Source organism: Haloactinopolyspora alba, assembly GCF_003014555.1.
GTDB lineage: Bacteria > Actinomycetota > Actinomycetes > Jiangellales > Jiangellaceae > Haloactinopolyspora > Haloactinopolyspora alba.
In genome coordinates this window covers 191546-211959 of sequence record NZ_PYGE01000001.1, presented here as the reverse complement: position 1 = coordinate 211959, position 20414 = coordinate 191546, and the positions used below count along the sequence as shown (strand labels likewise).

Annotated in this window: 17 protein-coding genes and 2 tRNA genes; 14 read left to right on the top strand and 5 right to left on the bottom strand. The window is 70.7% G+C overall.

Translation table 11 applies throughout. The features are described from left to right. Positions 1 to 84 precede the first annotated feature (84 nt). The 9 genes from CLV30_RS00965 (at position 85) to CLV30_RS00925 (ending at position 11647) form a co-directional block, all read left to right on the top strand. Complete coding sequence (locus tag CLV30_RS00965; RefSeq protein WP_106535311.1) at positions 85 to 1080, top strand: sugar ABC transporter substrate-binding protein; 996 nt, start codon at positions 85 to 87, stop codon at positions 1078 to 1080. A gap of 28 nt (positions 1081 to 1108) precedes the next feature. Continuing rightward, complete coding sequence (locus CLV30_RS00960; RefSeq protein ID WP_106535310.1) at positions 1109 to 2623, top strand: sugar ABC transporter ATP-binding protein; 1515 nt, start codon at positions 1109 to 1111, stop codon at positions 2621 to 2623. After that, entirely contained in the window at positions 2620 to 3834 is a 1215-nt protein-coding gene (locus CLV30_RS00955) for an ABC transporter permease (protein WP_106535309.1), read from the top strand. Before CLV30_RS00960 ends, CLV30_RS00955 begins: the two co-directional genes overlap by 4 nt. Continuing rightward, positions 3831 to 4337 (top strand): VOC family protein, encoded by a 507-nt coding sequence (locus tag CLV30_RS00950; RefSeq protein ID WP_106535308.1) that lies wholly within the window; start codon positions 3831 to 3833, stop codon positions 4335 to 4337. Before CLV30_RS00955 ends, CLV30_RS00950 begins: the two co-directional genes overlap by 4 nt. A gap of 120 nt (positions 4338 to 4457) precedes the next feature. Beyond that, entirely contained in the window at positions 4458 to 5306 is an 849-nt protein-coding gene (locus CLV30_RS00945; RefSeq protein ID WP_106535307.1) for an amidohydrolase family protein, read from the top strand. After that, positions 5307 to 6380, top strand: a complete 1074-nt coding sequence (locus CLV30_RS00940) for a Gfo/Idh/MocA family protein (protein WP_106535306.1) — start codon at positions 5307 to 5309, stop codon at positions 6378 to 6380. It abuts the gene before it with no gap. Then, positions 6377 to 7399, top strand: coding sequence for a LacI family DNA-binding transcriptional regulator (locus CLV30_RS00935; protein ID WP_165358394.1), 1023 nt, complete (start codon positions 6377 to 6379; stop codon positions 7397 to 7399). The genes CLV30_RS00940 and CLV30_RS00935 overlap by 4 nt, the downstream gene beginning before the upstream one ends. Positions 7400 to 7413: 14 nt before the next feature. Then, positions 7414 to 8187, top strand: a complete 774-nt coding sequence (locus tag CLV30_RS00930; protein WP_106535304.1) for an E3 binding domain-containing protein — start codon at positions 7414 to 7416, stop codon at positions 8185 to 8187. Positions 8188 to 8314: 127 nt separating this feature from the next. After that, the gene (locus CLV30_RS00925) at positions 8315 to 11647 is read left to right on the top strand and encodes a glycosyl hydrolase family 95 catalytic domain-containing protein (RefSeq protein WP_129710808.1); all 3333 of its coding nucleotides are present in this window, start codon (positions 8315 to 8317) and stop codon (positions 11645 to 11647) included. Positions 11648 to 11758: 111 nt separating this feature from the next. Here CLV30_RS00925 and CLV30_RS00920 read toward each other — a convergent pair whose 3' ends face one another. Beyond that, complete coding sequence (locus CLV30_RS00920; protein ID WP_106535302.1) at positions 11759 to 12442, bottom strand: response regulator; 684 nt, start codon at positions 12440 to 12442, stop codon at positions 11759 to 11761. Positions 12443 to 12588: 146 nt separating this feature from the next. Here CLV30_RS00920 and CLV30_RS00915 point away from each other — a divergent pair, with 146 nt between their 5' ends. From CLV30_RS00915 to CLV30_RS00895, 5 genes are all read left to right on the top strand, one after another. Then, entirely contained in the window at positions 12589 to 13059 is a 471-nt protein-coding gene (locus CLV30_RS00915) for a Fur family transcriptional regulator (protein ID WP_205740354.1), read from the top strand. 196 nt (positions 13060 to 13255) lie between these two features. Continuing rightward, positions 13256 to 14302, top strand: coding sequence for a FecCD family ABC transporter permease (locus tag CLV30_RS00910; RefSeq protein WP_420841947.1), 1047 nt, complete (start codon positions 13256 to 13258; stop codon positions 14300 to 14302). A 73-nt stretch (positions 14303 to 14375) separates the two neighbouring features. After that, positions 14376 to 15323 carry an ABC transporter substrate-binding protein gene (locus CLV30_RS00905; RefSeq protein WP_420841946.1) on the top strand — a complete coding sequence of 316 codons (948 nt, stop codon included), beginning with the start codon at positions 14376 to 14378 and terminating at the stop codon, positions 15321 to 15323. Beyond that, on the top strand, positions 15320 to 16120 hold the full coding sequence (locus CLV30_RS00900) for an ABC transporter ATP-binding protein (RefSeq protein ID WP_106535300.1): 801 nt from the start codon (positions 15320 to 15322) through the stop codon (positions 16118 to 16120). The genes CLV30_RS00905 and CLV30_RS00900 overlap by 4 nt, the downstream gene beginning before the upstream one ends. Before the next feature lie 72 nt (positions 16121 to 16192). Further along, complete coding sequence (locus tag CLV30_RS00895) at positions 16193 to 17293, top strand: baeRF2 domain-containing protein (protein ID WP_129710807.1); 1101 nt, start codon at positions 16193 to 16195, stop codon at positions 17291 to 17293. Between the two features lie 15 nt (positions 17294 to 17308). Here CLV30_RS00895 and CLV30_RS00890 read toward each other — a convergent pair whose 3' ends face one another. From CLV30_RS00890 to CLV30_RS00875, 4 genes are all read right to left on the bottom strand, one after another. Further along, a complete protein-coding gene (locus tag CLV30_RS00890; RefSeq protein ID WP_420841945.1) occupies positions 17309 to 18259 on the bottom strand; it encodes an endonuclease/exonuclease/phosphatase family protein in 951 nt (316 codons plus the stop codon). A gap of 309 nt (positions 18260 to 18568) precedes the next feature. Further along, positions 18569 to 18646: transfer RNA gene (locus CLV30_RS00885), tRNA-Asp, on the bottom strand. 45 nt (positions 18647 to 18691) lie between these two features. Next, positions 18692 to 18764: transfer RNA gene (locus tag CLV30_RS00880), tRNA-Glu, on the bottom strand. A gap of 69 nt (positions 18765 to 18833) precedes the next feature. Further along, positions 18834 to 20366, bottom strand: coding sequence for a metallophosphoesterase family protein (locus CLV30_RS00875; protein WP_205740352.1), 1533 nt, complete (start codon positions 20364 to 20366; stop codon positions 18834 to 18836). Between the last annotated feature and the right edge of the window lie 48 nt (positions 20367 to 20414).

The following is a 20414-nucleotide window of genomic DNA, read 5'->3' as shown; positions in this document are numbered from 1 at the left end:
AACGCAAACGATTGAACGTTCGACGTCCATCCGCTGAGGGCGTCCGGCGCTCTCATCGATCGAAGGGATCGTGAGGACACAGTCATGAGGCATCACAACGGAGTGCGCGCCGCCACCCTGGCCGGAGCAGCGATGATGGTCCTCGCTGCGTGCGCGACAGAAGAGCCGAGCGCAAGCTCACAGGCCGGAGGCGACGAGACCTCCGACAGCTGCCGAATCGCCATCGACAACGGGTCCGGGACCGGGTTCCCCTACCCGAACGCGGGAGCCAAGGGCATCATCGATCGGGCCGAGGAGATCGGCTGCGAGGTGATCGCCCACCTCGACGGGAAGAGCAACGTCCAGACCGAGGCCGCCAACGTACAGAACATCATCTCGCAGCAGCCCGACGGCGTGATCATCATCCCGGCGAACGCCGCCGAAGCGGGAGAGTTCGTCGACCAGATGACCGAGGCGGGCATCAAGGTCGTCGCGTACCACAGCATCATCGGCGCCGATCGTGGGCTGAAGGACGTGTACCCGTCGCTGAGCGCCCTGGTCATCGAGAACGAGACCGGCGTGGGTGAGCAGGTCGGAAAGAAGATGATGGAGCAGATCCCCGAGGGCGGGCCCATCGGCCTGGTCCTCGGTGCTCCGGGATACGCCGAGAACCAGCTCCGGGTCGAGAAGTTCCGCGAGGTCACCGAGGGCACGTTCGAGATCGTCTCCGAGCAGCCCGGCGCCTGGACCGCCGACGGCGGCCGCGCGGCGTGCGCGTCGATGCTCAGCGCCAACCCCGACCTGGTCGGGTTCTACTCCATCTCCGACGACATGGGCGTCGGCTGCCAGCAGGCCGTGGAGGCGGCGGAGTCGGACGCGATCGTCTGGGGCGTCGGCGGCTCCAAGCTGGGCATCAAGTCCATCGAGAACGGCGGCATGGACGGCACCGTCTGCTACAAGCCGTACGACGGGGGCAAGATCGCGATGGACGAGCTGAAGAAGGTCCTCGACGATCCCGACTACGGCAACGGCGAGCTGGTCTTCTACGACACGCCGGTGATCACCGCCGAGAACGTCGACGAGTGTGAGCCGCAATGGTGACCGACGCCCGCGTGCCGGAGATCCTGACATGAGCGCAGCGTTGCTCGAGGCCCGCGGGGTGAGCAAGGAGTTCCCGAACGGGACTCGCGCGCTCCGGGACGTGAGCCTCACCGTCGACGACGGCACGATCCACGGGCTCGTCGGTGCGAACGGCGCCGGAAAGTCGACCCTGTTCACGATCATCGCCGGCGCCATCCCGCCCACCGCGGGCTCGCTGCGGTGGCGCGGCGAGGAGGTGTCCTGGACGGCGCCGGGGGACTCGCGTGCCGCCGGTGTCGCGACCATCCACCAGCACATCCCGCTCGTTCCCACCCTGACCGTCCTCGAGAACGTCTATCTCGGCGAACTGTCCGGCCTGTACCGCCGGGCGCCGTTGATGGAGCGCTACGAGCAGCTGTGCGAACGACTGGGGTACCGCGCGGACCCGGGCCGGATCGTCGAGGAGCTTCCGCTCGGTGAACGCCAGATGGTCGCGGTGGCCCAGGCGCTGGCGACGGGCGCCTCGCTGGTGTGCATGGACGAGCCGACGGCGTCCATGGCGCAGGCGGAGGTCGAGGTCTTGTTCGACGCCGTCAGGCGCCTGCGGTCCGACGGCATGTCCTTCGTCTTCTGCTCGCACTTCCTCGACCAGGTTCTCGAGCTCACCGACACGGTCACCGTGCTGCGCGACGGCGAGGTCGTCGCGACCGAGGACACCGCCGGCCTGGACGAGGACGCGCTCGTCGACGCGATGGTCGGGCGGACGCTGCACCAGATGGAGGACGAGCGAGCGACGCCGTTGGCCCCGGACGCGCCGGTGCTCGTCAACGCTCGCGACCTGCGCTCCCCGGGACGGCTCGACGGGATCGACCTCACCGTGCGATCCGGCGAGATCGTCGGTGTCGCGGGCATCCTCGGCTCGGGCAGGTCGGAGCTGCTGGAGGCGCTGTTCGGCGCCGACAGCCGGTGCAGCGGTGAGGTGACGGTCCGTGGCGAGGTGGTGCCGCACGACGTGCGCGCCCGGATGGCCGCGGGTTTCGCCTTCGTCCCCGAGAATCGGGTGCGCCAGGGTTTGGTGCCGTCCTGGGAGATCTGGCGCAACGTGTCGCTGCCGGACCTCGCGACGTTGTCGCGTCGCGGCGTCCTGCCCGATCACGCAGCCGAGATCGACCGCGCCTCCGCGGCGATCACCGAGCTGGGCATCCGCACCCCGTCCGCCGACACCCCGGTGACGTCCCTGTCCGGTGGCAACGCGCAGAAGGTCGTCTTCGCCAAGTGGCTGTTCGGCGGAAGCTGTGTCTACCTGCTGGACGAGCCGACGGTCGGCGTGGACGTGGGCGCCAAGGCGGACATCCTCCGGCTGGTCCGCGACTTCGCCGCGCAGGGCAACGGCGTGGTCATCGTCTCCTCAGGCCTCGAGGAGTTGCTGGCGGTGGCCCACCGGATCCTCGTGATGCGTGCCGGCCGTGTGGTAGCCGAGCGCGCGACCACCGACACCGACGAACCCGAGCTGCTGGCGCTGGCCAGCGGCCTGACCACCGTGACGGGAGCGAGTCGACCATGACGACCACCGCGCCGCGACCGGCCGAGACGATCGCGTCGAGGCCGGCTCCGTCGATGCGCCAGCGTCTCGAGCCGTTCCGGCTGCAACGCGCCGGCGTCGTGTACGCGTTCGCGCTGATCCTGCTGACGTTCACGCTGGCCTCGGAGTTCACCGGCCGGCCGTTCTACCTGTCGCCGGTGAACTCGGCGAACATCCTCGACCAGACGGTTCAGGTCGGCATCCTGGCCATCGTCATGACGATCTGCCTCATCAGCGGCAACTTCGACCTGTCGGTCGGGGCCACGGCAGCGCTGGGGGCAGGGGTCACGCTGACGGTGCTCAACACCGGCGCCGGGGTGACGGTGGCCGTGCTCGCCGGACTGGGGTCCGGCGTCCTCATGGGCCTGATCAACGGTGCGCTCGTTCAGGGCATCGGGTTGAACGCCTTCATCGTGACGCTGGGCACCATGACCGGGGTCCGCGGACTGCTGTTCATCCTGACCGACGGGCAGTCCATCCAGACCGAACGGGCCGACCTGGGCGAGCTCTTCGGCGGAGTGGTGCCGATCAATGCCAAGGTCTGGGCGGCGATCGCCGGGCTCGCTGTGCTGGCGCTCGGCGTGGTCTCCCTCCGGCGCGAGCGGATGGGGCAGGTGAGCAGCGGATACGGCCCGTGGCTGATCGGGTCGGGGGCGCTGCTCGCCGTCTTCTCCCTGGTGTTTTTCCCCACCCGGTGGGAGCTGACGACGCAGGTTTACATCTTCGCCGCCATCGCCGTGATCGCCTGGTTGGTGCTCCGGTTCACCGCCGTGGGCCGTCGGCTCTACGCGGTGGGCGGCAACACCGAATCCGCTCGGCTGTCCGGTATCCCGGTGGCGCGTTACAAGATCACCCCGTTCGTGCTCAACGGCTTCTGCGCCGCGCTCGTCGGCATCTTGTACGTGTCGCGGTTCTCGGCGATCAATCCGCAGGCGATGACCGGACTGGAGCTGACGGTGATCGCGGCGGCGATTCTCGGTGGAACGTCGTTGTTCGGCGGGGCGGGCAACGTGCTGAAGTCGGTGGTGGGGGCGTTGATTCTGTTCACGCTGATCAACGGCTTCGGCGTGATGAATCTCGGTGCGAACTACCAGGACCTGATCAAGGGCGTGGTGATCATCGGAGCGGCGACCGTGTACGTACTCGCCGAACGACGCGGAACACGTCGACGACCGAAGGCGGCCACGCCATGACCTCCTGGACCTCGCCATCCGATGGTGCCGTGGCCGGTCGGCTGACCGGTGTCTGGCACTTCAGCTTCACCGTGGCCGACCTGGACGCCTCCGTCGCGTTCTACCGGGATCTCCTCGGGATGACGCTGGTTCACGTCCAAGACCAGGACAACGCGTACACCCGGTCGCTGGTCGGCTATCCCGATGCGCGGCTGCGGGTCGCGCAACTGGCCGCCGGAGAGGTGTCGGGCACGGGGTCGTCGCACGATCTCGAACTCGTGCAGTATCTGGCACCGGCCATGTCGCCGCTGGCGCCGGAACGGGCCCGGGCCGGCGCCGCGCACCTGGCGTTCGTCGTCGACGACGCCGACGCGGTCCACGGGCGGCTGTCCGCGGCCGGGGTGCGGTTCCTGTCGCCTCCGAACGCGATCACCGCGGGGGTCAACCGGGGCGGGAAGGCGTGTTACTTCCTCGATCCGGACGACATCACGCTAGAACTGGTCCAGCCTCCGGGTGAACCGTGAGCAGCGTGACGCCCCGGCGAGCCCGTCGGTGCCGGCCAGCCCGTGAGCGTCCACGGCGATCATGGCCGGTGGTGGAGATCAAACGATTGCCTTATAGTCGGTCCGCGAGGAGGGCACCGCATGCGAGTCGTTGACGCTCATCAGCATCTCTGGGACCTCGACGCCGTCGAGTATCCGTGGCTGACGCCCGACGCGGGCCCGATCTACCGGACGTTCGGCTGGTCGGATCTGTCGCCCGAGCTGGCGGCGACGGGTGTCGACGCCACCGTCCTGGTGCAGGCGGCCAACTCCGTCGAGGACACCGAGGCCATGCTCGCCCAGGCGGACGCGCACCCGGAGATCGTCGGGGTCGTCGGGTGGGTGGACCTGACCGACCCGGCCGCTGCCCGTGCCACCCTGGAGCGGTTCGCGTCCGACCCCCGGTTCGTCGGCGTCCGGCATCTCATCCACGACGAGCCGGACCCCGACTGGCTCCTCCAGGACACGGTGCTGGACACACTCGGGCTCCTCGTCGACCACGACCTGAGCTTCGACGTCGTCGCGGTGCTGCCGCGTCATCTGGAACACGTGCCGAGGCTCGCGCGACGTCATCCCGAGCTCCGCCTGGTGATCGACCATCTCGCCAAGCCGCCGATCCGCGAGAAGGGCTGGCAGCCGTGGGCGTCGCTGCTGGAGCAGGCGGCGGCCTTCCCGACCGTCCACGCCAAGGTGTCCGGACTGGACACGGCGGCGGACTGGCGGACGTGGACCACGGACGACCTGGCGCCGTACGTCGAGCACGCACTCGAGCTGTTCGGCCCCGATCGGCTGATGGCCGGCGGCGACTGGCCCATCAGCGTCCTGGCGGGCGGGTACCGCAAGGTGTGGGCCGCGACGGACGAGCTTCTTGCCCCGCTCTCCGACGAGCAGCGCCGGCGCGTTCTCGGGGAGACCGCCGTCGAGTTCTACCGGATCCCGGAGGCCCCTTAGATGCTCGACATCCTGCGGCCGATCGCCGCGGCCTGCGACCTCTCCGTCCCGGTGGAGCACCGGCTGCCGGTCGCCGTGATCGGCGCCGGTTCGATCGTCGACGTCGCCCACCTCCCGGCGTACGCGGGAGCCGGGCTACCCGTCCGGGGCATCGTCGACCTCGACGTCGCCAAGGCCGAGCAGGTGGCCGACCGGCACGGCATCGACCGGGTCTACGAATCGCTCGACGACCTGCTCGCCGACGACGTGCCCGTGGTGGACATCGCCGTCGCCCCGACCGCACAGCCGGACATCGCCCGTCGGGCGCTCGACGCGGGCAAGCATCTGCTCTGCCAGAAGCCGTTCGCGTTGGAGCTCGCCGACGCAGAGGACCTCGTCGAACGCGCGGCCGCACGTGGCCGCCGCGTCACCGTGAACCAGCAGATGCGATACGAGGAGGGCATCGCCGCGGCCCGTGCCATGGTCCAGCAGGGGTGGATCGGCGAGCCGACCTCGATGACGATCACCGTGAACATCGTCACGGACTTCTCGGTCTGGGACTGGCTGTATCGCAGTCCGCAGCTGGACTTCTGGTACCACTCCATCCACTACTTCGATGCGGTGCGGTCGATTCTCGGCGAGCCCGAGCAGGTCTACGCGGTGGCCGGGCGTACGCCGGGCCAGGGGCCCGCGGGGGAGACAAGGACCATCAGCACGCTGTCGTTTCCCGGCGGCGCGCAGGCGATGGTGTTCGTCAACCACGAGAACCGGGCGGCCGATCCGCAGGCGTCGTTCCGCATCGACGGCTCCGAGGGCGCCGTCCGCGGCACCGTCGGCCTGCTCTACGACTATCCGCACGGGAGGCCGGACACCCTGGAGGTCTACAGCCGGTCGGTTCCGACCGACGGATGGTTGTCGTATCCGGTGACGTCGCGATGGTTGCCCGACGCCGTGGCCGGGCCGATGCGTGCTCTGCTCGCCGACGTGGCGACCGGGGCCGAGGCGCCGACCTCGGGACGGGACAACATGCACACGCTGCGGTTGATCCACGCGCTCTACCGCAGCGTGGACACCGGTCAGGCACAGGTGCCATGAGCGCCGGCAGTGAAGGACGTCGTACGACGCTGGCCGACGTCGCCGCCCGGGCGGGCGTCGACCGCTCGGTGATCTCCCGGGTGCTCAGTGGCGACTCCCGTCTCCTGATCCGCGACGAGACGCGGCAACGGGTGCTCGACGCCGTGCGCGAGCTCGGCTACCGGCCGAACGCGGCCGCGCGCACACTGCGCACCCAACGCACCGGCACCCTCGGACTGCTGATCCCCGACTACGCCAACCCCGTCTACGCCGAGATCATCAAGGGCGCGGAGACGGTCGCCGCCGAACGGGACTGCGTCCTGCTGACCGGCAGCGCCGACGCCGACCGCGGCCTGGGGTCGTATCTCGACCTGCTCGGGCAGGGGCGTGTGGACGGCCTGCTGCTGGCCGGCGAGATGGCGTCGAAGGAGGCCCTGGACGGGCTGACCGCCGACGGTCTGCCGTGGCTCCTGGTCAACCGCACGATGCGCGGTGAGGCGCGGCACGTGGTCCTCGACGACGAACGCGCGGCGGGTCTGGCCGTCCGGCACCTGGTCGAGCTCGGGCACACCGAGATCGCGCATCTCGCCGGTCCGTCGTCGTCCAACACGGCGCAGCGCCGGGCCCGGGGGTACCGGGCGGCGTTGCGCGAGCACGGGCTCGAGGTGCCGTCGAGCCTCACCGCACGGACCGACTACAGCGCCGACGGCGGCTATCGCGCGATGTTCCAGCTCCTGGACGCACAGACCCGGCCGACCGCCGTCTTCGTCGCGAACCTGGCGTCGGCGATCGGTGCGTTGCACGCGTTGCGGACGCAGGGGGTGGACGCGCCGGGGGCGATGTCGGTCATCGCCGTACACGATCTGCCGCTGGTCGAGCACATCTCACCAGCGCTGACGACCGTGCGGATGCCGCTGCGTGAGCTGGGCCGCCGCGGTGTCGAGCTGTTGTCCGACCTGGGGCCGAACGACACCGTGAAGGAGGTCGTCACGGGCCCGATGGACGTGGTGGTGCGGGAGTCCACCGCGCCCCCGCGCTGACAGGAGAGCCACCGATGAGTCGACGCCCGACCGGCGTGCAGTTCCGCACCGATATCGATTCGCCCGTGTCCGTGCCGCCGACGCCGGTCGTGCGTGACCGGGCCGAGGAGCTCGGCGTCGCCCTGGACACGGTCCGCGGCTCCGGGGTCGCGGGCCGGGTGCGCCTGGCCGATCTCGCCGCTGCCGCCGGCGAGCCCGTGCCCGTGTCCGGGCAGCGCCGGGCCGGCGTCCGGACCGATGACCGGATGGTGGGCGACGCACGCGCCGTCGTCATCGTCGAGGCGGACGTGACCCGGCGGGCCGGCGACGGGGCCGGCGATGGGACGGAACTGTGCGGTCATGTCGTCTCGGCCGCGCTCGAGGCAGCGGCGGGCGGGATCGCCGGGGCAGCGGTGGCCGTCCCTGATCAGCACGGTGGCCTGCGTCCGGTCGAGGTGCCGAACGCGACCGAACTGTCCGCCGGCGGGCTGGCGCGGGCCATGGCCACGGTGATCGATCGGGAGCCTTCGTCGACATCCCAGCCGGCACCGGGTGCTCCGATGCTCACCGTCGTCGAGGCGATGGAGGGCGCGTCGCTCGACCTGCCGGTGGTGCGGCCCGCGTCGGCCGTGACCGCGGCCGTGGGGGCACCGGAGCTACGAGTGGTGCCCACGGGACCGGACGACCACGGGATCGCCGTCCGGCAGGTGACACGGGTGGCCATCACCTGGGACCCCGTGATCCTGGCGCGGTCGCTGATCGCGGACGTGGTCGCGGCGATCCGTTCGCGCCTCGAGGGTGGCGCGTAGCACCGGGACGTCGACCGGCTGACGGCGGTGTGGTTTCGCCGGCTAGTCAAACCATTGACTGGCCGGCGAGCCATTGGTTAGGTAGCACAACTCAATCGTTTGTCTGGAGGCAACGATGCGCAGACGGATGCTCCCGAGAGCACTCGCCACGATGCTGGCCGCCGGCATGACACCACTCGTGGCGGTCGCGGCCGGCAACGCCGATCCCGGGTCCTCGGCCCCGCCGCGACCCACCACCGCATGGCGGGACGGCGCACTACAGGTCGACACCGCCGGCGTCGTCTCCCGTTCCGACCTGATCCTCGAACAGGCCCCGTGGCGCGACTACGAGAGCATGCCGCTGGGCAACGGTCACCTGGGGGCGGCTGTCTGGGCCGAGAACGGCTTCACCGCCCAGCTCAACCGCAACGACACCTTTCCCGATCTGAAGTCGGCAGGTCAGCTGGTCATCCCGGGTCTGTTCGGCCTCTCCGCCGCCGGCGACTACTCCGGCCGGCTCGACCTGTACGACGCCAAGCTCCGGCAATCCGGCGCGGGGATGACGGCGGTGAGCTACGTCCGGGCTGACGCCGATCAGTTCGTCGTCGAGGTCGAGGGGGCGGACCCGGACAAGCCCCAGACCGTGGAGCTTCGGCTTTGGGACGACCGGTCGCCGGCGACGCTGGCCGACGGGGACGTCGTCGCGCTGGCCGAGACCTTCACCGACGAGCGGTCCGGCAGCACGACGGGGGCGGTCGCCGCGGTGACCGCCGTGGGGCGCGATGTCACCGCCGAGGTCGTCGACGACGTCACCGTGCGCCTGACCTTCCGGCCCGAGGCCGACGGATCGTTCCGCATCGTCGCCGGCGTACCCGCCTACACCGGGGGTGACGTCTCCGCGGCTGCGGCGGCCGCGGTCGACGGAGCCGCCGCCGACGACATCGACGCCGCTCACGCCGGCTGGTGGGAGGGCTTCTGGGCCGACGTGGCGCCGATGCGGATCCAGTCGCCGGACGGCGTCGGCGAGTACATGGAGAACCTCCGGCTGCAGCAGCTCTACACGACCGCCGCGACGCAGCGGGCCGAGGTGCCCACTGGCCAGGCCGGCGCCGCGAACATGCTGTATCCGTTCGAGGACCGGATGATCTCCCCGGACAACTATTTCCACTTCAATCTCCGGCAGCAGGTCTTCGCCAACTTCGGCGCCGGTACCGCGGAGTTCAACGACGCCTACCTCAGCCTCTACACCGACCGGCTGCCACAGATGCTCGACTGGACGCGGCAGGTGTGGCCGGGGACCGAGGGCGTGTGCGTCCCGGAGCTGTTGCGCTTCGACGGCACGGGCACCGACGCGTGCCACGGCGACTGGGGTCCAGAGTTCCTCAACCGGGTCATCTCGACCGGTCCCGAGGTGGCGCATCACCTCTACCAGCAGTACCGGTTCACCGGCGACGAGAGCGTCCTCGACGAGGGTTATCCGCTGATGCGCGAGGTGGTGCGGTTCCACCTCTCGCTGCTCGAGGAGGGGGACGACGGAAAGCTGCATCTGCACCACGTGAACGCCCTCGAAACGCAGTGGGACACCACGGACCCGACGTCGGACCTCGCCGCCATGAAGGTGCTCTTCCCGATCGTCGCCGACCTCGCCGACGCGCGCGGCGACGGCGATCTGGCCGCGGAGCTGCGCGACGCGGTCGCGCGGCTGCCGGAGTTCCGCACCACCACGCGCAACGGCGTCGAGGTCATGGCGTGGTCGGCGACCGACGAGCCGGCGAAGAACACCCAGAACGTCGCCCTGGAACCGCTGATGCCCTGGAACCTGTTCGGCATCGACTCCGAGCTGATGCGGAACACGTACCAGCAGCGGGTCTTCCCGTTGACGCGCGAGTGGGACGAGAGCCCGATCTGGGCGGCCCGGCTGGGGCTTGTGGACGACATGCGCGCACGCCTCGTCGAGGGCACGGTCGACCTGCAGAAGTTCCCGAACGGCTTCACCGGTCACGGCAAGAACGACGACCCGGCACGGATCAACAACTACTACAGCTCCTGGAACGCCGTGGTGGCCGGGGCGCTCCAGGAAGGACTCGTGCAGGCTCATGAGGACGTGATCCGGGTCGCGCCGTCGTGGGTGGACGAATGGGACGTCGACGGAGCCGTGCAGATCCCCGGCGGGCACCGGATCAGCACCCAGGTGCGCGGCGGAGTTCCCTCCTACGTCGGCGTCGAGGCCGGGTCCGACGAGGTCATCCGCATCGCGAACCCGTGGCCCGGGGAACGCGTCCGGGTCGTCGACGGCGATCACCCGCGGGCGCCGATCGTGTCCGCGACCGATGCGGACGAGGTGGAGCTGAAGGTCGAGAAGGGTGCGTCGTACCTGGTGGAGCGGGTGTCGAGCCCGAACCGGTCGTTCCGGTACCGCCAGGTCGATGGCGAGCCGGCAACCGAGGCGCGGCACCTGGGCGAGGCCACACTCGGCGTCGAGTCGAGCACGCCGGAGATCCGCAGCGATGTCGTCGACGTCGTCGAGCCTTCGTACCTCGCGCGCATGGTGCGTGCCGAGGACGGCGTCGATCACCAGCTCGAGAGCAGCGACGTGCTCACGGACCTGCCCGAAGCGCTCGAGGGTGCGGCGATGGTGCGGGGTGCGCCGGACGACGCCGAGGACGCCGTGCCGGCGGACTACCTGACACTGGACCTGGAACAGCGCAGCGACGTCTACGTCGCGATCGACCAGCGCGGACAGGGCACCTGGTGGCCCGACTGGCTGCAGGAGAAGGGCTTCACCCGTACCGGCACGACGATCGGGACGGAGGACTATCTGCCCAGTGTCGGGCTGGAGCCGGACGGCAGGATGCGGGCGAACGAGTCGGGAGTCACCCTCGTCGAGGGCGGTGCCGACTGGGGCGATCAGGTGCTCGACGTGACCGTGCAGCAGGTCCAGGTCGGCACCGGGGTCATGTTCCGGGCGCAGGACGAGCGGAACGGCTACGTCTGGCAGATCGGCGGGGACCTCGGCAGTGACGGCGGCCTGGGCCAGTTGCAGATGTACACGATGGTCGACGGCGACATGACCCGGATCGGGCAGGTCAACCCGATCACTCCGGCGGCAGGCAACGAGTACGAGTTGCGGATCGAAGCCGTCGGCGACCGGATCCGGACCTATCTCGACGGAGAGCTCGTGGACGATCGGCGCGACGACACCTTCGCCACCGGCCGGGCCGGTATCCGGCTGGACGGCAGCGAGATCGGCGAGTACGACCGGTTCACCGTGACCACACCGGACGGCGAGACCCTGTTCGACGACGACTTCAGCGGGGACCTGTCGGCGTGGGACGTCCCGCCGAACCGGGACGACGTCCCGCTGGTGGTCTGGCACAAGGAAGCACCGGCCGGGCGGCTCGTCCTCGGACCGAACACCGGAATTCCCGGTGAAGGTGAAGGCGGGTACGTGACGTTCGTCGACGAGGGCGGTACGGGCTGAGATCCACGTAGGTCACGCGGTCGTCCTCGCCCGGACGCGTGACTGCGCGAGCCGTCGGCGGCTTCACGTCGCTGGCGGCTCGCGCGGTGCTCGACCGGCGGTCGGTCTGCCTCAGTCGTGGTGCTTGAGGTCTGCCCGGAGCTGTGCGGACAGTGCGGCGACCTGGGTGCGCCGCTGCATGCTCAGCTTGGTCAGGATGCCGGAGACGTAGTTCTTGACGGTCTTCTCGGCGAGGAAGATCCGCTCGCCGATCTGCCGGTTCGTCAGCCCGTCGCCGATCAGGTCGAGGATGCGCCGTTCCTGGTCCGACAGGCCGGCCAGCGGATCGTCCTCGCGGCTGTGCCGGTCGCGTAGCCGTTGCAGCACGCGTCCGGTGCTCGCGGGGTCGAGCAGCGACTGGCCGTCGGCGACCGCGCGGACGGCGCCGACGAGGTCGGTCCCGTGGATCTGTTTGAGGACGTACCCGGAGGCACCGGCCATGACCGCGTCGAACAGCGCTTCGTCGTCGGCGAACGAGGTGAGCATCAGGCAGGCCAGCTCCGGCATCCGCGACCGCAGCGCGCGGCACACCGCCACCCCGTCACCGTCCGGAAGCCGGACATCGAGAACGGCCACGTCCGGGTGGAGCGCCGGAGCCCGGGCTTCGGCCTCTTCGCCGGTCGACGCCTCGCCGACGATCTCGATGTCCGGCTCGGCCGACAGCAGGGCCGCGACCCCGCGGCGGACCACCTCGTGATCGTCGAGGAGGAACACCCGGATCGACGCGGCCCCCGCAGCGGTCGGGTCGGTTTCCACACCGCCGACGGTAGGCCGGTACGACCGCGGCGACAACTGCTGTGGTGCCAAGAGCAGCGGATTCGCCCCCCGGAGCTCGTGGGGAGGTCGTGGCGTGAGGGGGCGGGTGGTGGCGGGCGCCCCGCGGGTCACGCGAGACTGGGGCCGTGTCCGTACAGCCAGCCGTCGACACCCCCGACGACCCGCCCGCCGCGGTGCGCCGAGCTCTGCAGCGCCTGCGCGCCGGCGGGCACCGGGTCACCGGGGCGCGCCGCGCCGTCATCGAGGTACTGGCCGAGGCGGCCGGCGGGCATCCCAGTGCGGAACAGTTGTGCGGCCGGGTCAGCGAACGGTATCCGGCGGTGCACCGCGCGACCGTGTACCGCACCCTGGAGCGGCTGGCGTCCCTGGGCGTGATCACCCACGTCCACGTCGGCGGCGCGGCGACCACGTACCACCTGGCGGGTGCGGCCGGCCGGCACGAGCACCTGCACGCCAGCTGCCGCGCCTGCGGACGGATCATCGATCTGCCGGGTGACCTGCTGGAACCGGTCCGCGAGCGGCTCGCCGCCGAGAACGCCTTCGATCTGGAGCCGCCGCACGTGGCGCTGTCCGGCACCTGCCACGCCTGCCGCTGAGGCGAACGGGAGCGAGGGCGCGCAATCTTGACGCGACTTTGTCGCAACTGCGACTCTGTCGGACGTTCGATTCATCCGCTTCGTTCGAGCCCGGAGGAGGGCGAGGGTCCTGACCTCCGCACCACACGTACGACCGCCGGACGCGCCGCTCGAGCGGTCGGTCAGCGGCCCCGACGTCGACGGGCCGGTCGACGAACTGGACCGGCCGGCTCAGCGCCGCCGCCTGGTCGGTTGGGTTCTGTCGCTGGTGGCGGCGCTGATGGTGACGCTCGTGCTGGCGGTCGGCATCGGCGCGGTCGCGATCACGCCGTCGACGGTCGCCCGGGTCATCGGCCATCACCTCGTCGGGGTCCCGGAGGTCGCGACGTGGACCCCGGCGCACGACTCCATCGTGTGGCAGGTCCGGCTACCGCGGGTGCTGCTGGGCGCGACGGTGGGTGCGGGGCTGGCGGTCTGCGGCGTGGCTCTGCAGGCGATGGTCCGGAACCTGCTGGCCGACCCGTACCTGCTCGGTGTCACCTCGGGCGCCTCGACCGGCGCGGCGGCGGCGATCCTGTTCGGGCTGGGCGCCGGGCTCGGCGAGAACGCGCTGTCGGCCAGTGCGTTCGGTGGTGCGCTCGCCGCGTCGCTCGCGGTGTTCGTCGTGGCCCGCGCCGGCGGCCGGATCACCTCGCTGCGGCTGCTGATGTCCGGCGTCGCGGTCGGATACGCGCTCTACGCGGCGACCAGCTTCCTGATCTTCGCCTCCGGTTCCGCCGAGGGCGCGCGGTCGGTGCTGTTCTGGCTGCTCGGCTCGCTCGGTCTGGCGCGATGGTCGGTGCCGCTCGCCGTGGTCGTGGTGGTGGTGTGCCTCACCGTCGGGGCGCTGCTGCTGTGGAGCCGCAGACTCGACGCGCTCGCCATCGGTGACGAGACCGCGCACACGCTGGGGGTGCGCCCGACGCGGTTCCGGGTCCAGCTGCTGGTCGTGGTGTCGTTGTGCGTCGGCGCCGTGGTGGCGGCCTCGGGAGGCATCGGATTCGTCGGGCTGGTCATCCCGCACGTCGCGCGGCGGTTCGTGGGCGCGGCGCACCGGCGCGCCGTTCCGGTCGCGGCGCTCGTCGGCGCGATCTTCCTGGTCTGGGCGGACGTCGCCGCGCGGGTGGCGCTGCAGCCGCGTGAGCTGCCCATCGGCATCATCACCGCGCTGGTGGGAGCGCCGTTCCTGCTCATGCTGGTCCGCCGGTTCCATGCGTCCGGGTGAGCGCCCGGTGCCCGGCACGAGGAGGCGCACCATCTCGGCACGACGACACGGCCGCGTGGCGACGGTCCTCTCGATGGCGCTGCTCGCCGCCGCCTGCGGTGGCGACGGTCCCGCGGCGAGCACCGGTACCGCTGGTGGCGGGCACTACCCGGTCACCGTCGAGAACTGCGGCGCGGAGGTCACCTTCGAAGCGCCGCCGGAACGGGTGATCCTGCTCAAGAGTGCCCCGGTGCCGATCCTGCGTGGGCTCGGGGTACTGGACTCGGTGGTGCTGCGTGCCGGCGCGTTCCCGCCGGAGTACTACGACGACGAGACCGACGCGGCGATCGAGGCCGTCCCGTCCCTGGGCGACGACGTCGACGAGACCGGGCACCTGCGGATCTCGGAGGAGGTCGTCATCAACGAGCAGCCGGACCTGGTGCTCGGCCTTCCGGACGGCATCACCCGGGAAGGTCTGGCCGACGTCGGCATCGCGTCCCTGGTCCAGCCGGTGATGTGTCCCGAGGGTGCCGGAGCCACCAGGTTCGACGACATCTACGCGCAGGTCGACCTGTACGGCCGGATCTTCGGCCGGGAGGCTCGGGCCGCGGACTACGTCGCCGAGCTGCGTGACCGGGTGGAGAAGATCCGCGCCGAAGCCGACGGCCAGCAGCGCACCGCCGCCGTGCTGTTCCCCACCGTCGGCGGCGGCAGCACCTACGCGTACGGCAACCACAGCATGGCCCATCCGCAGCTGGAGGCCGCCGGACTGGCCAACGTCTTCGCCGACGCCGACGAGCGGGTCTTCGAGGTGAGCACCGAGACGCTGATCCAGAAGGACCCGGACGTCCTGGTGCTGCTGCACGTCGACGGCGAACCGGGGCCGGTCGAGGAGGCGGTGCTGAACCTCCCCGGCGCCGGGGCGATGACCGCGGTGCGCAACGGCGACATCCTGGTCCAGCTGTTCAACTTCACCGAGCCGCCCACACCGCTGTCCGTCGACGGTCTCGCGCGCATCACCGAACGGTTCGGTCCCGGATGATCACCGCCGAGAACGTCTCCTTCGCCTACGACGACGCCGTCGTCCTGAACGGCGTGCGGGTCACCGCCGCGCCGGGCCGGGTGGTCGGCCTGATCGGGCCGAACGGCAGCGGCAAGACGACGTTGCTGCGCACGCTCTACGCCTCGCTGGAGCCGCGGGCGGGACTGGTGTCGCTCGACCACGCGCCGATCGGGTCGTACACCCCGCGAGAGGTCGCGCGGCGGCTGGCGGTGGTCGTCCAGGAGGGCTCCGGCGAGCTGCCGTTGACGGTGTCAGAGTTGGTACTGCTCGGCCGTGCGCCACACCTGTCCACGTTCCAGCGGCAGTCGCGCGAGGACTACGCGATCGCGGCGGCGGCGCTCAGCAGGGTCGGCACCCGGCATCTGGCCGAGCGGGTGTTCTCCGGGCTCTCCGGCGGCGAGAAGCAGCGGGTGCTGATCGCGCGGGCTCTCGCGCAGCAGGCCGACCATCTGCTGCTCGACGAACCGACCAACCACCTGGACATCCGCTACCAGCACGAGGTGCTGCAGCTGGTCCGCGCCCTCGATGTCGCCACGGTGATCGTGCTGCACGACCTCAACCTCGCGGCGCGGTACTGCGACGAGCTGGTGCTGCTGGACGGCGGCACCGTCGCCGCCGCCGGTACGCCGGACGAGGTCCTGCGGCCGGAGGTGCTCGAGCCCGTCTACCGCATCGGCGTGCAGCGGGTGCCGACCGACGACGGTGTCCAGCTGCTGTTCCGGCCGTTGGAGCAGGGCGAGCACCGTGAGCCGGCGGACGGCTCCGGGCCGGCCTGACGGTCCGCGTCGTGGTGTGCCATCCGGTCCTCGTGGGTACTCGCCGGATAGCAAACCAACGAGGGGGTGGCGATGAACGTCGACACGATCGCCGGGCTGCAGCGCTATCCGGGCCCGTTCGTCAGCGCATACTTCGACGTCACCCGGGACACCGCGGACGCGCCGCACCGGATCGACCTGGCCTGGCGGCCGGAGCGTGAGCGGCTGCTGGCCGCGGGTGCTCCGTCGTCACTGGTCGAGCAGGTGCAGGAGCGGGTGCTGCGGCCGACGTCGGCACCCGGCCCGGTGAGCCGGATGGTCATCGCGGCCGGCGAGGACGTGCTCGTCGACGACGAGATCCGCCGTCCGAACGGTGCGACCGTCGTGTCCTGGGGACCGTTGCCGGACGTGTCCGGTTGGGTGGTCGACCGGGACACGATGGTGTCGGTGTTGCTCGTGCTCGCGGATCGGGAGGGAGCCGACCTCGAGCTCTACGACCCCTGGCCCGGGTTCGAGGTCGACGAGGAGAGCGTCGACGGCGAGAGACTGCACATCAACAAGGTTCCGAGCGGCGGCTGGTCGCACAAGCAGTATCAGCGGCACACCGAGGAGGTCTGGCGGCGCAACGCGGAGGAGGTCGCCGCGGAGGTCGACGAGCTGGCCAGGAAGGGGGTCCGGCTGGTCGTTCTCGCCGGCGACGTACACGCTGTCGGGAACATTCGGGGCGAGCTGGCCGAGCCGACCGCGTCGAAAACGGTGACGCTCGAGGTCGGAAGCCGGGCCGAGGACGGTTCGCGCGAGAGCCTCGACGACGCTGTCGGGCAGGCCGTCCGTGACGTGGTGGTGCGCGAGCACCTCGCGATGGTGCGTGAGCTGGAGGAGGGCAGCGGCCAGCGCGCCACGTCCGCATACGGCATCCCGGACGTGATCGAGGGCCTGATCCAGGGGAAGGTGCGTACCCTGCTGCTGGCCCCGGGCACGGCCGCCGGCTACGGCGTGCCGCCGGCGGAGTACCCCGGACTGCCGTTGTCGTCCGGGGCGCTGGAGCACCAGCGGCTGCGCGCCGACCTGGTGACGATCTGTGCCGCCGCGGCGACCGACGCCGAGGTCGTCGTGCTCGGGCCGAAGTCCCTGCCCGACGACGGCGTGGCCGCGATCATGCGCTGGCAGGCGGAGCCGGCTGCCGCCGAGTGACACGGTCCCTCGTCGTCAGCCGATGCCGAACCTGGCGACGACCGGCGCGTGGTCGGAGTGCGTGGCCTGCGCGCGGGCCGTCGGCGTGTCGTCGACGGACGGCAGCGCCCGGTCGACGAGGCTGTCGACCTCGTCGACGTGCTGCAGCAGTTCGTGCGACACCAGGACGTGGTCGATCAGTTCGCGCCGTCCGCGGTAGATGCGGCTGTAGCGCCGCTCCTGCGGAATGAGCGGTGCGGTGTTCCACAGCCGCCACGCATCACCCTGATCCGGCCGTTCCTCGCCGGGCGTGCCGATCTCCGAGCCGCCCGGGCCGAGCAGGATCTGGGTGGTCGCCGCACGCACCTCGTCGTTGAGGTCGCCGCACACGACGACCGAACGCTGCTGCCCTTCGCCGTCGATGATCCGGTTCGCCCAGCTGCGCACCGTCGTCGCCTCGGCCGCGCGCTGGTACAGGGCGTACGCGCCGTACCGGGCACGCTCACCCTCGCTGCGCGGCCAGAACCGTCCGCCCGGGTAGGTCAGGAGTTTCGACTTCAGGTGACAGGTCACCACGTCGACCGGGCCGGCGTCGGTGTCGAAACGTGCCCGGAACGCGCCGCGGCGCATCCGCGTGGTGGTTTCGCCGTCGTCGGAGCTGCGGACGCCGCCGAGCTCGGCCGGGAACTCGGCGACGTCCTCGGTCTCGGTGATCGGGCGGGTCGACAGGACGCCGACGCGGATGCCGCGCGGATCCGGATGCTGTGACAGGTGGACGGTCCAGCTCTCGCCCAGCCTCGCTGCGAGATCCGTGGCGGCCTCGGCGTCACCGACCTCCTGGACGGCGAGGACGTCGACGGCTCCCGCCCCCTCGACCGTCGACGCCAGGGCGTCCAGCTTGGCGTCGTAGGTCGCGCGGTCGGGCGGGTGACCGGACCCCTCGCCCGGCAGGAACAGGTTCTCGAGGTTCCACGTCGCTATGACCACCATCACACGTCCCGCCCGCCTGTCGTCGTGAGCGCTCGGCCCTGACGACAGGACAGCACATCCGGGTGGCGTGCCGTCGACACCCGGGCCGACGGCAGGTGACGGACGGGCCGGGCGGTCAGGTGCTTGCGCCCTCGAGGGTGACACGGGAGGCACCTGTTGATCGCTGTGTCACCCCGTACGGGCCGAAGACGTCAGTCTTCTGACGAGGCTGTACGGGCCGGACCGGACCGGCGCGATCGCGAGATCGTCACAGGATCGGTGGCGCGTCGCCGACGCCGGACAAGCCGGGCGGAAACATCCAGCGGTTGGCGGTCCTGACGGGATTTGAACCCGCGGCCTCCACCTTGACAGGGTGGCGAGCACTCCTAACTGCTCCACAGGACCTTGCGTGATGGTGCTGTGATGATCCTGCCATAGACAGGAACACCGCATCCCCAACGGGATTCGAACCCGCGTTGCCGCCTTGAAAGGGCGGAGTCCTAGGCCGCTAGACGATGGGGACCAGACCGCTGGACGACATGGCCCTTGGCTCGCCGCCGTCGGGGACACTGAAAGCATAGGGGGCAGGGGGTCAGTTCGCCAAACCGGGAGCTGGGGACATTGTCGCGGGGGCTTTCGCCGCGTCGTCGTCCTCGTCGTCGGCGCGGTGCCGGTCGATCTCCGCGCTCGTCCGGCCGAGCCCGCCGAGGGTGAGGTCGTCCCAGGCGACCAGCTCGTGCGATTCCGGGTCGAGGTAGAGCACCGAGAGGTTGACGGGGGTCGGCTCCTCGTTACGGAGCCCGCGCAGACCGGCGGCGCCGGTGGAGCCCTGCACCATGACGCGCGTGCCCTCCTCGAGGACGTAGGTCTCGCGGCTGTGCATGTGCCCGGAGAGCACCAGCGGTGCGATGCCGTCGAACAGTTCGGCGTTGCTGGGGTCGTGGTAGACGAGGACGTCGGGCGGCGGCTGCACCTCCGCGGCCTGTTCGGCGAACTCCTCGGTCCCCGCGAGCAGAGTGTCGTCCGGGACCCCGCGCACCGACTTGTCCGGCGTGAACCGCGGGTCCGGCGCGCCGATGAACCGCACGCCCGCCACCTCGACCGGTTCACCGTCGAGGACCGTCGCGTTCGGCTCCGCGGCGACCGCCGACGTGGTGGCGGCCGAGTCGTGGTTGCCCTTGACGAAGACGTACGGCCGTTCCAGCTCGCTGATCGACCGGACATAGGCGTTCTCGACCGGCGTGCCCTGGTCGACCATGTCGCCGCTGTCCACGATGACGTCGACGTCGTACTGCTCGGCCACCGAGTCGATGACGCTCCACGCCGCCGGGTTGAGATGCAGGTCGGACACGTGCAGCACCCGCACGGTGTCGTCGGTCGGCTGGAACGTGTCCAGGCTGAGCGTGGTGTTGTAGACGCTGGCGACGTTGGTGACGAAGCCGGCGAGCTGTTCGGCGTACGCGTCGAAGTTCGTCGCGATGTCCTCGGCGTTGCCGATCAGCCGCGGCGCCGCCGCGAGCGGGCCGGTGTAGGTGGGCTCGCTGACCGACGCCGGGCTGTACGTCGCCGCGGCCAGCCCGTAGGTGCCGAGAACGAGACCGGTGGCCACGCCCGCGGCCAGCAGCGTGCGCCGGACGGAGCGCAGAACCAGCGCCGCGGCCAGCGTGCCGCCGATGACGGCGGTGAGACCGGAACGGATCGCGGCGTCCACGATCACGTCCTGCAGCCCGCTGACGAGCTGCTCGTCAAGAGCCGTCAACGAGTTCGGGTCGGACACGATGCCGTTGAGGCCCTGGATGTCGACCTGACGGACCGCGACGTTCATGGTCACCGGCGCGCGATGGGTGTCGAGCACGACCGCGCCCACCGGGTCGAGGTGGATGACGGACTCGCCGGCGATGGTCGGCTCGAACGACACGTCGACGGCGAGCGGCCCGATGTAGGCATGCGTCGTCCCGACGACGATCAGGGCGAGCCACGCGCCGCCGAGGGCGAGGAGCACCGGCGAGATGATCGAAACGAACCGGCGCAGCCATGCCGGCCAGTTCTCCGGTCGCCAGGTGGCCCGAGGCGACGACGCCGGTGGCGCCTCCGGCGGCTCGCCGGCCGTGCTGGTGTTCTGCACACCTCGTTGTTAGCACATCCGACCCCCGGCATCTCGATGACGGACGTC